Origin of the sequence: Corynebacterium limaceinasi (assembly GCF_046717465.1) — a bacterium.
Classification (GTDB): domain Bacteria; phylum Actinomycetota; class Actinomycetes; order Mycobacteriales; family Mycobacteriaceae; genus Corynebacterium.
Genome location: NZ_CP177100.1, coordinates 370,160 through 385,441, shown reverse-complemented (window position 1 = coordinate 385,441; position 15,282 = coordinate 370,160). Strand labels below are relative to the sequence as shown.

General features: G+C 59.1%; 9 protein-coding genes, 1 pseudogene and 1 riboswitch. Of the genes and pseudogenes, 1 reads left to right on the top strand and 9 read right to left on the bottom strand.

Annotation, left to right across the window (positions count from 1 at the left end):
• The first annotated feature begins 132 nt into the window (after positions 1 to 132).
• Positions 133 to 1,838, top strand: a pseudogene (locus ACLI1Q_RS01920) (ABC transporter family substrate-binding protein).
• A 539-nt stretch (positions 1,839 to 2,377) separates the two neighbouring features.
• Here ACLI1Q_RS01920 and tuf read toward each other — a convergent pair.
• The 9 genes from tuf to ACLI1Q_RS01875 form a co-directional block, all read right to left on the bottom strand.
• On the bottom strand, positions 2,378 to 3,568 hold the full coding sequence (gene tuf, locus ACLI1Q_RS01915) for an elongation factor Tu (RefSeq protein WP_023025170.1): 1,191 nt from the start codon (positions 3,566 to 3,568) through the stop codon (positions 2,378 to 2,380).
• A gap of 390 nt (positions 3,569 to 3,958) precedes the next feature.
• Complete coding sequence (gene fusA, locus ACLI1Q_RS01910; protein ID WP_237799365.1) at positions 3,959 to 6,088, bottom strand: elongation factor G; 2,130 nt, start codon at positions 6,086 to 6,088, stop codon at positions 3,959 to 3,961.
• Positions 6,089 to 6,407: 319 nt separating this feature from the next.
• On the bottom strand, positions 6,408 to 6,875 hold the full coding sequence (gene rpsG, locus ACLI1Q_RS01905) for a 30S ribosomal protein S7 (RefSeq protein WP_023025169.1): 468 nt from the start codon (positions 6,873 to 6,875) through the stop codon (positions 6,408 to 6,410).
• A 6-nt stretch (positions 6,876 to 6,881) separates the two neighbouring features.
• Entirely contained in the window at positions 6,882 to 7,253 is a 372-nt protein-coding gene (rpsL, locus tag ACLI1Q_RS01900) for a 30S ribosomal protein S12 (RefSeq protein ID WP_005276879.1), read from the bottom strand.
• Positions 7,254 to 7,516: 263 nt separating this feature from the next.
• On the bottom strand, positions 7,517 to 8,068 hold the full coding sequence (locus ACLI1Q_RS01895) for a hypothetical protein (RefSeq protein WP_411697044.1): 552 nt from the start codon (positions 8,066 to 8,068) through the stop codon (positions 7,517 to 7,519).
• 26 nt (positions 8,069 to 8,094) lie between these two features.
• Positions 8,095 to 8,865 (bottom strand): energy-coupling factor transporter transmembrane component T family protein, encoded by a 771-nt coding sequence (locus ACLI1Q_RS01890; RefSeq protein WP_239269123.1) that lies wholly within the window; start codon positions 8,863 to 8,865, stop codon positions 8,095 to 8,097.
• A complete protein-coding gene (locus ACLI1Q_RS01885; protein WP_239269124.1) occupies positions 8,858 to 10,285 on the bottom strand; it encodes an ABC transporter ATP-binding protein in 1,428 nt (475 codons plus the stop codon). Before ACLI1Q_RS01885 ends, ACLI1Q_RS01890 begins: the two co-directional genes overlap by 8 nt.
• Before the next feature lie 13 nt (positions 10,286 to 10,298).
• A complete protein-coding gene (locus ACLI1Q_RS01880) occupies positions 10,299 to 10,859 on the bottom strand; it encodes an ECF transporter S component (RefSeq protein ID WP_411697043.1) in 561 nt (186 codons plus the stop codon).
• A gap of 43 nt (positions 10,860 to 10,902) precedes the next feature.
• Positions 10,903 to 11,058: riboswitch (TPP riboswitch) on the bottom strand.
• Positions 11,059 to 11,275: 217 nt separating this feature from the next.
• Positions 11,276 to 15,271 (bottom strand): DNA-directed RNA polymerase subunit beta', encoded by a 3,996-nt coding sequence (locus ACLI1Q_RS01875; RefSeq protein WP_239275503.1) that lies wholly within the window; start codon positions 15,269 to 15,271, stop codon positions 11,276 to 11,278.
• Positions 15,272 to 15,282: the final 11 nt, after the last annotated feature.

The window sequence follows — 15,282 nt, the reverse complement described above, 5'->3', positions numbered from 1 at the left end:
GCACTCTTTCCATAAAGTGATTGCGGACACAAATATAAATATTGTAAAGTATTTCACATAGTTGCAGCAGATGGTCACCTAATCGGCCGTCTATGCCAACTTCGTCTTCATCTCACGCAAGGAGTAATCCCCATGAAAAAGTTCGGTCGCTTCCGCATAGCAACGGTTGCCACTCTCTCCGCCACGGCACTCGCACTCACCGCCTGCTCGGGCTCTGACGGTGGCAACGGCGACGGTTCCTCCAATAAGGCAGTTGGCGGTCTCGAGATCGACGTCAAGCCCACCGGTGACTACAACGAAAAAGAACGCGATGAGATTAAGGATGGCGGTGAGCTCACCCTCGCCCTCGGCGAGCTAACTGAGCAGCAAAACAACTTCCACGCCAACATGACCGTGGATACCGGCACCGTGTGGAGCTGGTACAACCCGCAGATGGCGCTTTATGACGGTGAGGGTCACTACACCCCAAACCCCGCGTACCTGGATTCGGTAGACGAGTCCACTGAGGGCGATAAGACCGTCGTAACCTACGACATCAATGATGACGCAACCTTCAACGATGGCACCCCCATTGACTGGACCGCTTTCGAGAACACCTGGCGCTTCAACAACGGCAAGGACATGGACGTCCAGGTCAACTCCACCGACGGTTACGAGCTCATCGAATCCGTGGAGAAGGGCGAGAATGACAAGGAAGCCGTGGTCACCTTCGAGGGTCCATACCCATGGTGGCAGGGACTTTTCAACGACATCCTGCACCCAGCAATCGATACCGCCGAGAAGTTTGACCAAGAGTACTTGGGCAAGCTCAACCCACAGTACGGCGCGGGCCCATTCAAGGTTGACAACGCCGACTTCCGCGGCGGCACCGTGTCCTTCGTACCTAACGAAAAGTGGTGGGCGATGAGCCGAAGCTGGACAAGGTCAGCTACCGCGTGATGGAGTCCCAGGCAACCATCAACGCTTTCCAGGCCGGCGAAATCGACGCGGCCGGTGTGGGAAGTAAGAATAACCTCACCATCGCCGCAGATATGGGCGATTCCATCGATGTCCGTGCAGCTACCCGCCCGGCCAGCGTCCTGTTCACCTTGAACTCCAAGGCCCCACAGCTGGCTGATAAGGATGTTCGCCACGCAGTATTTGCAGCCATCGACCGCGACCAGCTCGCAGAAATCCGCTACAACGGGCTTGGCTATGAAGAGGAAATGCCGGGATCCCTGACCCTCTACCCAACCCAGGAAGACTACAAGGACAACCTCTCTGAGGTTCTCGAGTACGACGTTGAAGAGGCAAAGAGCCTACTGGAAGACGCCGGCTACTCTGAGGGCGATGACGGCTACTACGCCAAGGACGGCGACAAGCTCTCCCTACGCTACGTGCTTATCGGCGATGACGAGGTCTCCAAGTCCACCGCTGCCGCCGTCCAAAAGATGCTGAAGGACGCGGGCATTGAGCTGAAGATTGAGGAGCGCCCAAGCTCTGACTTCTCCAAAATCACCAGCGAGCGCGACTTCGACCTCCTGCTCTCCGGCTTCGCTGCAAGTGACCCATTCGGCCCAGCATACTTCGGCCAGACTTACGCTAGCGACTCTACCCTCAACAAGTCCTCGACCGGTAGCGAGGAATTCGATAAGAAGATCGAGGAAATGCAGAAGCTGCCAACCCGCGAGGAGCAGATCGAGCGCATCAACGAGCTTGAGTCCGAGGCCTTCGCTGAGTACGGACTGCTTCCATACGCCAACGGTCCAGTGATGGTCGGCCAGAAGAAGGGCCTCGCCAACATGGGTGCCCTCGGCTTCGCCGTCATCCCTAAGGAAAACATCGGCTGGGAGAAGTAGTACCTACCTCCCTTAACGAGTAAAGGCCTTCCACCACCTGCTAGCAGGTGTGGGAGGCCTTCCTTCGTCTCTGAGTGTGTTTGGCCCCGGTATCCCAATCCAGGCCCAACTCAAAGGCAATAGCCTCGCTCCTCCGTGCGTGCGAGCGGGACAGCATCGCGCCGCCGGACCATTAGGCGTTAGCGCAGTCCGTACGCCAGCTTAAGGGCCCCACGACCCCGGAATACCCTTAGAACCATCCTTAAGCGCCTCCTGCCGAAGGGGGCCAGCCAAGCCGTTGGCCCAAGCGCCTAGGAACCTCTGAGATAGCCTCTACCCTGGCATAACCATATCGCTGCCTTCAGGCCTCCAACAGCGATCCTATGCCTCCGGCTGGCTCTACAGTTACCACGGAGTGCAGCAGACAGCCGCTAATGCACCGGCGGCCGGTGGACGAAGACCTTTCCAATTCAAGGCGTGTAGGAATCAAAAAAGTCCGCCACACCGGCATGCGGTGCAGCGGACTCTTAAAGCTCTACTGAGCGGTTACGAAGCCTCGATTAGTCAAGAACCTTGGTAACGCGGCCAGCGCCGACGGTGCGGGAGCCCTCGCGGATAGCGAAGCGCAGGCCCTCGTCCATAGCAACAGGCTGGATGAGCTCAACAGACATCTCAACGTTGTCGCCAGGCATAACCATCTCGGTGCCCTCAGGCAGGTTCACAACACCGGTAACGTCGGTGGTGCGGAAGTAGAACTGAGGACGGTAGTTGTTCATGAACGGGGTGTGGCGGCCGCCCTCGTCCTTCTTCAGGACGTAGACGGAACCCTCGAACTTGGTGTGAGGGGTGTAAGCGCCCGGCTTGATAACAACCTGGCCACGCTCAACGTCTTCGCGCTTGGTACCACGCAGAAGCAGACCACAGTTGTCGCCAGCCTCGGTGTAGTCCATCATCTTGCGGAACATCTCGATACCGGTAACGGTGGTGTTCTGGGACTTCTCCTGGATACCGATGATCTCAACGTCCTCGTTGACGTTCAGACGACCACGCTCAACACGGCCGGTAACAACGGTACCGCGGCCGGTAATGGTGAAGATGTCCTCGATAGGCATCAAGAACGGCTGATCGGTAGCGCGCTCCGGATCAGGGATGGAGTTGTCGCAGGCCTCCATCAGGTCAACGATGGACTGCACCCACTTCTCGTCACCCTCGAGTGCCTTCAGAGCGGAGATGTGAACGATAGGAGCTTCCTCATCGTAGTCCTGCTCTGCGAGCAGCTCGGAGATTTCCATCTCCACGAGCTCGATGATTTCCTCATCGTCAACCATGTCGCACTTGTTCAGTGCAACGAGGATGTAAGGAACGCCAACCTGGCGAGCAAGCAAAACGTGCTCGCGGGTCTGTGGCATCGGGCCATCGGTTGCAGCAACAACCAAGATAGCGCCGTCCATCTGAGCTGCGCCGGTAATCATGTTCTTGATGTAGTCGGCGTGGCCCGGGGCGTCAACGTGTGCGTAGTGACGCTTCGGGGTGGAGTACTCCACGTGGGAGATGTTAATGGTAATACCGCGCTCCTTCTCCTCAGGAGCCTTGTCGATCATGTCGAACGCGAATGCCTGGTTCTCCTCAGGGTACTGGTCAGCCAGAACCTTGGTGATCGCTGCGGTGGTGGTGGTCTTGCCGTGGTCGACGTGTCCGATGGTGCCGATGTTCACATGCGGCTTCGTACGCTCGAACTTCTCCTTTGCCACTGTATGTCCTCCTGGACTATATGGTGGCTACGACCTTCGCAGCCACGTGGTTGACAGTTGTCATTGGCACCTGACCCAATATCTGGGACAAAGCGCTAATGACGCTTTCTTTACGTGCCAGTTACACGATCCTAGATTTATCCCGCGGTTTTTTCAAACCGCCATTATAGGAGGTAACCCCGCGAATCTTCGCGGCCATTTCCCTCAACAAGAGTCTCAAATAAAGGATCCTGGGAGGGTAACGGCCGGCTCAATTCACAACCAATGGTTTTAGCTGCAAACTCAGCCCGCCGCTACCCTGGCCCAGTTGCCACATTTAGCGGTGAGGCTGGCATCTACTGGCAGAGACTACCAGCCCTTAGCCACCGCTGAACGGGCGGGGCGTCGCTATTAGTTAGCGCCGCCGGTGCGCTCTTCGATGATCTCCTGAGCCACGGAGGAAGGAACCTCAGCGTAGGAGTCGAAGACCATGGTGAAGTTAGCGCGGCCTGCGGTGGAAGAACGCAGGTCACCGATGTAGCCGAACATTTCAGACAGCGGAACCTTGGCCTTGACAACCTTGGCACCAGAGCGGTCTTCCATGGCGAAGACCTGGCCACGACGGGAGGAGATGTCACCGTTAACGGTACCCATGTACTCCTCAGGGGTAACAACCTCAACGGCCATCATTGGCTCCAGCAGAACCGGCTTTGCCTTGGCCATAGCTTCCTTGAATACCTGGGAGCCAGCCAGCTTGAAGGCCATCTCGGAGGAGTCAACGTCGTGGTAAGCGCCGTCTTCCAGCGTTGCCTTGATGTTGACCATCGGGAAGCCAGCCAGGTAGCCGTACTGCATAGCGTCCTGGATACCAGCATCGACGGAAGGAATGTATTCCTTCGGCACGCGGCCACCGGTAACGGCGTTCTCGAAGGCGTAAGTTGCAGATTCGCCCTCTTCCAAGGTCTCTGGGTCCGGGTTGTACGGCTCGATGGTGCAGATGACCTTTGCGAACTGGCCGGAACCACCGGTCTGCTTCTTGTGGGTGTAGTCGATGGACTCCACCTTGCGGCGAATGGTCTCGCGGTAAGCAACCTGTGGGTTACCGATGTTCGCCTCGACCTTAAACTCGCGCTTCATGCGGTCAACAAGCACGTCGAGGTGGAGCTCGCCCATACCGCCGATGACGGTCTGGCCGGTTTCCTCATCCAGCTCAACGGTGAAGGTTGGATCCTCGGCAGCAAGCTTCTGGATGGCGTTACCCAGCTTCTCCTGGTCGGCCTTGGTCTTTGGCTCGATGGAGACCTTGATAACCGGATCCGGGAAGTCCATGGACTCAAGAATGATCTGGTCATTCTTGTCACACAGGGTGTCACCGGTGGTGGTTTCCTTCAGACCAACAACGGCGTAGATGTTGCCGGCGTCAGCCTGCTCCACCGGGTTCTCCTTGTTGGCGTGCATCTGGAAGAGCTTACCGATGCGCTCCTTCTTGCCCTTGGTGGAGTTCATGACCTCGGTACCAGGGGTGACCTGGCCGGAGTACACGCGCACGAAGTTGAGCTGACCGAAGAACGGGTGAGCTGCAATCTTGAAGGACAGTGCGGAGAAGGAAGACTCAACGGAAGGCTTACGGGTAAGCTGCTGGTCCTCATCGCCCACAGCGTGGCCGATAACCTCGCCCACGTCCAGCGGGTTAGGCAGGAAGTCCACAACAGCATCCAGCAGCGGCTGGACACCCTTGTTGCGGTAAGCGGTACCGCAGTAGACCGGGTAAATCTCGGAGTTGATGGTCAGCTTACGGATGCCGGCCTTCAGCTCGTCGATGGAGAGCTCTTCGCCGCCGAAGTACTTCTCCATGAGTTCTTCATCAGACTCTGCAACGGCCTCAACCAGCTGCTCGCGGTACTGCTCAGCCTTTTCCTTGAGGTCCTCAGGGATCTCCTCGTAGGTTGGCTCAGCGCCGGTCTCGACCTTGCCGCGCCAGGTGATGGCCTGCATGTTCAGCAGGTCAACAACGCCGTCGAAGTCATCCTCAGCGCCGATAGGCAGCTGCATAACGAGCGGCTTGGCACCCAGGCGCTCAACGATGGTGTCAACGGTGTAGTAGAAGTCTGCGCCCAGCTTGTCCATCTTGTTGACGAAACAGATACGCGGAACGTCGTACTTAGCGGCCTGGCGCCACACCTGCTCGGACTGTGGCTCCACACCTTCCTTACCGTCGAAGACGGCGACGGCGCCATCGAGGACACGCAGGGAGCGCTCAACCTCAACGGTGAAGTCAACGTGACCCGGGGTGTCAATGATGTTGATCTGGTTGTTGTTCCAGAAACAGGTCACGGCAGCCGAGGTAATGGTGATGCCGCGTTCCTTTTCCTGTGCCATCCAGTCAGTGGTGGATGCACCGTCGTGGGTCTCGCCCACCTTACGGTTAATACCGGTGTAGAAGAGAATACGCTCGGTGGTGGTCGTCTTACCAGCATCGATGTGGGCCATGATGCCAATGTTGCGGACCTTGTTCAGATCCTTGAGCACTTCTTGTGCCACGTTTATACCCCAACTTAATAGTCGTCGACGCCGTGACCAGAAACCTGGCTAAGACGCCTGCATGGATAAGTTCTTGAAAAGTTTGCCATTGAGTGGCCGTGCTAGGTGCCCAGCGGCTCCTAGACTTCCATCGCTTCAGTGTACTGGACACAAAGCGAATGCGCTGGACTAGGCCAGCTGTGCTGGACTAAATCACACCACGTGCCACCAAAATGGCCTAAGCAAGAGATATGAAGTTTTAATTCGCCGCCGGGAAACCCGGAAATCGGCGCGAAACTCGTTTCTCGTTGCTTAGGCCATTGATGAAGGTGCTTAAAAATTACCAGCGGTAGTGAGCAAAGGCGCGGTTAGCCTCAGCCATCTTGTGGGTATCCTCACGGCGCTTCACGGAAGCACCGAGGCCGTTTGAGGCATCCAGGATCTCGTTGGAGAGACGCTCGATCATGGAGTTCTCGCGACGCTGGCGGGTGAAGGTCACCATCCAGCGCAGTGCCAGGGTGTTGGCACGGTCTGGGCGGACCTCAACCGGCACCTGGTAGGTAGCGCCACCCACACGGCGGGAGCGAACCTCGAGGTCCGGGCGGATGTTGCCCAGGGCCTTTTCCAGGGTGCCAACCGGGTCGGTGCCGGTCTTCTCACGGCAAGCCTCAAGCGCGCCGTAGACGATGCGCTCTGCGGTGGACTTCTTGCCATCCTGGAGGATCTTGTTGACGAGCATGGTTACCTGCTCGGAGTTGTATACCGGGTCCTTTACTACAGGACGCTTCGGAGCAGCATTCTTACGCATTGTTTATTACTGTCCCTTCTTTGCGCCGTAACGGGAACGAGCCTGCTTACGGTCCTTGACGCCCTGGGCATCCAGGGAGCCGCGGATGATCTTGTAACGAACACCTGGAAGGTCCTTCACACGGCCGCCGCGAACGAGGACCATGGAGTGCTCCTGCAGGTTGTGGCCCTCACCTGGGATGTAGGCCGAAACCTCGATGCCGCTGGTAAGGCGCACACGAGCAACCTTACGAAGAGCGGAGTTCGGCTTCTTCGGGGTGGTGGTGTACACGCGGGTGCACACGCCACGACGCTGCGGAGAACCCTTCAGCGCAGCGGTAGAGACCTCTTTGCGCTTGGTCTGGCGGCCCTTGCGGACCAGCTGTTGAATAGTTGGCATTAAACAGTCTTTCTGTCGAATTGCACCACTTCTTAAGAAGGGAACCAAACATGCAAAAATAGGCGCTCTTTCCCGGGGCGCTTCCGCATGTCCAGAACTCTTCCCAAGGCGGGCGCCTTGTTAAGGATCAGACTTTTCACCATGTTCTTTGCGCGCCATATTCACACAGGGCGCGCAGTACATAGTGAACTAGCGCTAAGACTAGCAAAGCCAGCGCCATGAACACAAAACCGGTAGTCCATCCTGCCGGCGGCGCGGAGGGACTACTCCCACTCCCACGTCAGGTCTGGCTCTGCAGCCTTGTCAGAAAAGTAGGATTTTTCCTGTTCTTCCCAAGTGGCAAACCACTTTTCGTAGGCCGGCTCGCGCGCAATCGCGCGCTCATAGCGCTGCTCGCGGGGGCCATCGATGCGCACGGTTACTACTGCGCCGCGCTTTTTCGCGGCCGCAATGTTGTCAGCGGTGACGGAGCCAACGCCCTCGACGATGAGATCATCGCGCACATCGAGGCTGGCCCAGTCACCGGGGCAGTTGGCTTCCCAATCCCAGCGCCAATAGCCGGGATTCATGGTGCGCAAGACTTGCTCGCCCACCATCTCGGAGCCCTTTTCCAGGCCATGCCAGCCGGGATAGAATTCATCGAGGTAAACCACCCGCCAATTGGTACGATCTGCCAAGGCGGCGGAGGTCCAGGTTTTGCCGGAGCCCGAGGGACCATCGATAAGCACCGTGACGGGTTTAAACGCACGCTTTCGTGAGGCTGCTAGCTTAACGATGTCCTCCAAGAGGCGCTCTTGTTCGGCATCAATGTCCATAGTGCTTGAATCACTGCTTTCGCGGATTAAAGGCCAAAGAATCTCCAGGCCCCAGTAAGTACCGAAGTTACCACCGGTACACAAGCAAGGGCGAGGCCGCAGGCCATCACCCACCCATCGTGGGCGTGCAGCCTGGATTCTCGGGCCCAGGTCCGCTCCCCTCCTCCGGGTGGGGTGCGCCCGAAACCGCGTGCTTCCATCGCGGTCGCAAGCTTGCCGCCGCGGCGCAAAGCAATCACCAACAGACCAAAGGACATCGTAAGCAAGTGCTTTAAGCGCCCTTCATCCATGAGCCCGCGGGCCCTGCGCGCCATGCCGAGCGATTGCCAATCGGATTTCAGGAGCGTCATCATCCGCACGCCGGCCACAGCACCAATGACGAAGCGGGAGGGAAGGCGGAGGATCTGCGAGAGGGCATCGCCAAGCTCGGTGGGATCGATATCGCGTGCGAGCACCACCGTTGGTAGTGCGACCGCAAGCACACGCAGCGTGATCGCAATGGCCAAGGTGAGCGAATTTTCCGTCACCGTAATCAGCCACCAGCTGAAGTACTCCTCTCCCCCGGGCGCGCCATAGAGCAGCATGGAAATGCCCGATAGCGGGGCGATAAGGAATAAGAACCAACCGGCCTTCCACAAGCGCACCCAGGAGACGCCACATAACGGCGCCAAGATGAGTGTCAGGCTTAGCGATATCGCCGCCGATACCCAGTCGATGGAGGCAAGCAGCGGCGTAACCCAGACGAACATCAAGAAGATGCGGGTTAGCGGGTTGACGTTGCGCAAGAGATTAGGCACCGTGCACCTCCACCTGGTGGTCACCCAAGGCTTCTATAAACAGCGGGTCATGGGTAATGGAGGCAATGGTGGTGCCGTCATCGGCCAATTGGCGCAACAAGCCCACCAATTCCACGAAGGTGCCGGGATCCTGGCCAAAGGTCGGCTCGTCCAAGAGCAGCACCTCCGGCGCGGTCACCAGAGCCGTTGCTACCGAAAGCCGGCGCTTTTCGCCGCCGGATAGCGTAAACGGATTGGCCTTGAGCAAGTGCCCCAAGCGCAGCGATTCCAACAACTGGGCGATGCGTTCCTCTGGGGGATCAACGCGCATGACCTTGGGCGCGACCCGCAATTCCTCTTCCACGCTGCGGGAGACAAATTGGTGTTCCGGATTTTGGAAGACGAAACCAATGCGGTCCGCCAATTCGCGGGATTTCCACCGGGAAGGTGGGCCCTTCACGCCGCGGCGGATGAAGTCAGCGACCCCGATTTCCCCGGACTCGGCCGGAAGTAGCCCCGCCATAGTCATCAGCCACGTGGATTTTCCCACGCCATTGCGGCCGGTAATGACGGTCGACGCCCCCGCCGGCAGGGAGATGGACCGCGGTGGCCCATAGCGGGTTACCAAGTCCGTGCTCCACAGCGCCGCGTTGGACTCATCGAGGGCATCGCTTGCCAACGACCGCGCCTGCGGGAGGCCGGTGACCTGGCGCTTGCGGGCGGCATCGGCAAAGGGGGCATCGGAAATAATGCGCCCATCCTTCAGCTCTACCGCGCGGTCCAGCACGCTTTCCCACGCCGCATGCTGATGCTCGACCACCACCAAGGTGGCACCCGTGTGCTCTACCAGCTTGCCGACGGCCCGCACCACGTCCTGCGCCCCTTCCGGATCCAGGTTGGCGGTGGGCTCGTCCAATAGGACCACGCCCGCGCCCATGGCGATGACCCCGGCAAGCGCCAGGCGTTGCTTCTGCCCGCCGGAGAGGTGCTCGGTGGGAAAATCCAGGTCCACATATGGGCCAACCAACTCTTGGGCTTGGCGCACCCTGCGCCAGATCTCCTCGCGCGGATAAGCTAGGTTCTCGCAGCCGAAGGCGATATCATCGCCCACGCGCGCGGAGATAACCTGGGAATCCGGATCCTGCAGGACCAACCCCACCGGAATGGTCCGGCCCGGTTCTTCGACCGTGCCCGCAGAGTCCTCCAAGGTGATGGTGCCGGTTCGCGTACCTTCTTCATCAGAGCCCAAGACGCCGGCGATCGCCGCCAAAAGCGTGGACTTTCCGGAGCCGGAATCCCCGCACAGCAAGACCTTCTCACCGGGTTCGATGACAAGGTCTATGTCCTGCAGCGCCGGTTGGGAGCGCCCAGCGTGAGTCCAGCCGTAGCCGCGAGCCGATATTTTTGTGGCGTTTCCTGCTAAGCGTGAAAAATCAGTCACAGCGGTCTAAGCCCTAAGCGCGCTGTTCGCGGCCTACTGCAAAGCGGTCAAGGGCACCGGTCTTTGCCAATGCCTTCACCACATAGAAGCCCAGGGCGCCGGCCAAGATGGCACCGGAGATGGTCAGGGTGACCAAGTAGATAATATTGAACTCGAAGGACTTCGCGAGGTTACCGGAGGTAAACAGCTCCAGGACGAAAGCGCCCCAGCCTGCTGCCATACCGGCCAGGATGGTCACCCCAAGGTTGAACTGGCGGTACATGAAGATGGCGAAGATGATCTCCACACCGATACCCTGTGCCAGGCCCGAGTACAGGGTGCTAATGCCCCACTGCGAGCCCAAATCGGCTGACACCGTGGCGGCAAGGACCTCCACGTAGACTGCCGCACCCGGCTTGCGGATGACCAATCCACCCAGGATGCCGCCTAACAGCCAAATGCCCGTGGCCAAACCGCCAAGGCCCGGCGTAAGCGCATCCATGGCCTCATACCAGGCATAGCCCACGGCATTCCAGCCCAAGAATACGAAGCCACAGGCAACACCCAAGACGGATGCCACCACGATGTCCACCACGCGTCAATTCAAGTTGCGCTTTGGCGCTGCGGACGCAGCTGCATTAGTAGTCATTATTTCCTCCCTCTCGCCGGAATTACCCGGATCAGGTTCAACGGTTCACCGCGTTATATCGCAGTATCTCAGCCTTCATTTCTGTGCCGGGGCGACCTGTGCGTCCGCGGGCCCACAGATTCTGAAAGCTCCCGTGTAATGGTTTAAATCAAGTAGTCTAAGGCCCACATTTTACTTATCTGGGCCACAGGCTTTACTCATACTAGCAGGCACGCATACGGGTCCCCGTAACCGATTCGGCGGCCGAATCAGGCATGCGCAACCGTGACAACAACCCCAACAACAAGAGCCCCCGCTTACCGTATGCACGGAAGCGGGGGCTCTAATTGAACGCGGTGCCGAGGGACACGAGCGCCTAGGACTTAGAAGGTGAAATCCTCATCCAGCGGAACGGAGGCGCCGGTGAATTCACCGAAGCCATCATCGCCGTAGATGGAATCGCCGTAAGTCGGAATCGAGTATGCGGCGTTGCGCGCAGCCTCGGTCGGCTTGACGGAGATATTGCGGTAACGGGAGATACCAGTGCCGGCCGGGATCAGCTTACCGATGATGACGTTCTCCTTGAGGCCGATAAGCTTATCGGAGCGCTTGTTAATAGCGGCATCGGTAAGCACACGCGTGGTCTCCTGGAACGAAGCAGCGGACAGCCAGGACTCGGTAGCCAAGGAGGCCTTGGTAATACCCATGATCTCCGAGCGCAGCTGCGCCGGCTCGCCGCCTTCTGCAACCTGTGCAGCGTTCATCTGCTTGGCCTCAGAAAGGTCGATCAGGTTGCCCGGCAGCAGCTCCGTGGTACCGGCGTCGATGACGGTACCGCGGCGCAGCATCTGGCGGATGATGATCTCGATGTGCTTGTCGTGGATGGCCACACCCTGGGTGCGGTACACGGCCTGCACCTCGTTGATGAGGTGCTGCTCCACGCCACGACGGCCCAGAACCTCGAGCACGTCGTGCGGGTCAGCCGCACCACGCATCAAGCGGTCACCGGTCTCAACGTGGTCGCCGTCCTTCAAGGAACGCTCGATCATCGCATCCGGGTTGGACTCCATCGGGCGACGCACCTGGGCCAAGCCCTGGCGCTTGGAGAGCTTCTCGTAGATCACGTCATCAGAACCATCATCCGGGGTGATGGTCATGGTCCAGAAGTTGCCCTCATCAGACAGGGACACGGTGCCGTCCACGGAAGCAATTGGTGCGCGGTTCTTCGGGTTACGGGCCTCGAACAGCTCCTGCACACGCGGCAGACCACCGGTAATGTCGCCACCAACACCACCCTGGTGGAAGGTACGCATGGTCAGCTGGGTACCAGGCTCACCAATGGACTGTGCAGCCACGATGCCGACGGCCTCGCCGATGTCGACCAACTGACCGGATGCCATGGACTTGCCGTAGCACTTAGCACAGACACCGGCCGGGGTCTGGCAGGTCAGCACGGAGCGGACCTTGACGTCGGTGACCTTGGCATCGAGAAGCTTCTGCGTAAGCTCCTCGGTCAAGTCTGCACCAGCCTCTGCAACGACCTCGCCGCTTTCGTCCTTGACGTCGGTGGCAAGCACGCGACCGGAAGCGGAGGTCTCCCACAGCTCGGAGAGGACGACCTTGTCGCCGGAGACCTCGCCGATAGGAACGCGCACGCCCTGGCGGGTGCCACAGTCCTCTTCGCGGACGATAACGTCCTGAGCAACGTCCACCAGACGGCGGGTGAGGTAACCCGAGTCAGCGGTACGCAGCGCGGTATCGGCCAGACCCTTACGGGAACCGTGGGAGTTGTTGAAGTACTCCAGCACGGACAGGCCTTCACGGAAGGAGGTCTTAATCGGACGGGTGATGTAATCACCGTGCGAGTTCACAACCATGCCCTTCATACCGGCCAGCGTCCAGATCTGACGCATGTTACCGGCAGCACCCGACTTCACAATCATTGGAATTGGGTTGTAATCCGGGTAGATGCTCTCAACGGCCTCACCGACGGTGTCGGTAGCGTCCTTCCACAGCTCCACCAGGCGGTCATAACGCTCGCGCTCCGTAAGCGCACCCTGCTCCCAGTACTTACGCTCGATGCGCTCTGCTTCCTTCTCATAAGACTCGAGGATCTCGGTCTTATTCGGCAGCACCAGCACGTCAGACATCGTAATGGTCACACCGGAGCGGGTTGCCCAGTAGAAGCCGGCGTCCTTCATGTTGTCCAGAACCTGAGCCACGGTGATCATTGGGTACTTGGTGGCCAAGTCATTGACCACGTCACCAATGAGTACCTTGCCGTCGGTGCCGCCGCCCTTGCGGACCATGATGCCCTCAAGGTACGGGTAGTTCCACGGCAGCAGCTCGTTGAACATGATGCGGCCGATGGTGGTGTAACCCAACCATGCCTGGCCCTTGGACCAGCCATCGGGGAAGAGTTCTGCCTCAATATCCTCTGGCGGGCGCAGGTGATCGATGCGGACCTTGATAGGTGCCTGCAGGCCAACCGTGCCGCGGTCGTAGGCCATGAGGGCCTCGGCGTAGGAGGAGTACACGCCGGTTGCCGGGTAGTCCTCGCCAGCCTCGCGGTAGCGACCGTTGCCGCCGATCTCATCCTCTGCCTTGTCCATGGTGAGGTAGTACAGGCCAGTCACCATGTCCAGACGTGGCATAGCCAGTGGCTTACCGGATGCCGGGGACAAAATGTTGTTGGAAGCCAGCATCAGCACGCGAGCCTCTGCCTGTGCCTCGGCGGATAGCGGCAGGTGGACTGCCATCTGGTCACCGTCGAAGTCGGCGTTGAAGGCCTCACAGGCCAGCGGGTGCAGCTGGATAGCCTTACCCTCAACCAGCTTAGGCTCGAAGGCCTGAATACCCAGGCGGTGCAGCGTAGGCGCACGGTTGAGCATCACTGGGTGCTCAGAAATGGCCTGCTCCAGCACGTCCCAGACCTCTGGGCGCTGGCGCTCCACCATGCGCTTTGCAGACTTGATGTTCTGGGCGTAGTCATTTTCAACCAAGCGCTTCATGACGAAAGGCTTGAACAGCTCGAGTGCCATCAGCTTCGGCAGACCACACTCGTGCAGCTTCAGCTGCGGGCCGACGATAATAACGGAACGGCCGGAGTAGTCCACGCGCTTACCCAGCAGGTTCTGGCGGAAACGACCCTGCTTGCCCTTGAGCAAGTCAGACAGAGACTTCAACGGGCGGTTGCCCGGGCCGGTAACCGGACGGCCACGGCGGCCGTTATCGAAGAGCGCGTCCACAGACTCCTGCAGCATGCGCTTCTCGTTATTCACGATGATCTCTGGTGCACCCAGGTCGATCATGCGCTTCAGGCGGTTATTGCGGTTGATAACGCGGCGGTACAGGTCATTCAGGTCCGAGGTGGCGAAGCGGCCACCGTCCAGCTGCACCATCGGGCGCAGCTCAGGCGGGATAACCGGAATAGCGTCCAGCACCATGCCTGCCGGGTCGTTGCCGGAGTTCAGGAATGCGGCAACAACCTTGAGGCGCTTAAGCGCGCGCATCTTCTTCTGGCCCTTGCCGTTGTTGATGATCTCGCGCAGCTCCTCGGCCTCTGCCTCGAGGTCGAAGTTGCGGACCAAGGTCTGGATGGCTTCTGCACCCATGCCGCCGGTGAAGTAATCCTCGTAGCGGTCAACCAGCTCTTCGTAGATGGTCTCATCGATGACCATCTGCTTCGGAGCAAGCTTCAGGAAGGTGTTCCAGATTTCATCCAGGCGTGCGACTTCGCGCTCGCCGCGCTCGCGGATGTGCTGCATTTCCTTATCGGCAGCGTTTTGTACCTTCTTGCGGGCATCGGCACGCGCACCGGCTGCCTCCAGCTCTGCCAAGTCGGACTCGAGCTTGGAAGCGCGCTCTGCGATCTCGGACTCGGTATCGTCCTCAACGTCCTTCTTCTCCAGCAGCATTTCAGCTTCCAGAGTGGACTGATCGTTGTGGCGAGCCTCTTCATCAACGGAGGTGATGATGTTGGCAGCGAAGTAGATGATGCGCTCAAGGTCCTTCGGAGCCAGGTCCAGCAGGTAGCCCAAGCGGGAAGGAACGCCCTTGAAGTACCAGATGTGGGTTACCGGAGCAGCCAGTTCGATGTGGCCCATGCGCTCACGGCGCACCTTGGACTTGGTGACCTCAACGCCGCAACGCTCACAGATGATGCCCTTGTAACGCACGCGCTTGTACTTACCGCAAGCACACTCCCAGTCACGGGTAGGTCCGAAAATGCGCTCGCAGAACAGGCCGTCCTTTTCCGGCTTCAGCGTGCGGTAGTTAATGGTCTCGGGCTTTTTAACCTCGCCCTTAGACCAGCGACGGATATCGTCAGCAGTGGCCAGACCGATGCGGAGCTCGTCGAAGAGATTTACGTCAAACACGTAATGTCTCC

Coding starts and splice junctions, on each gene's coding strand:
- rpsG (WP_023025169.1), bottom strand. CDS start 6,875: ATGCGTAAGAATGCTGCTCCGAAGCGTCCTGTAGTAAAGGACCCGGTA.
- rpsL (WP_005276879.1), bottom strand. CDS start 7,253: ATGCCAACTATTCAACAGCTGGTCCGCAAGGGCCGCCAGACCAAGCGC.
- ACLI1Q_RS01895 (WP_411697044.1), bottom strand. CDS start 8,068: ATGGACATTGATGCCGAACAAGAGCGCCTCTTGGAGGACATCGTTAAG.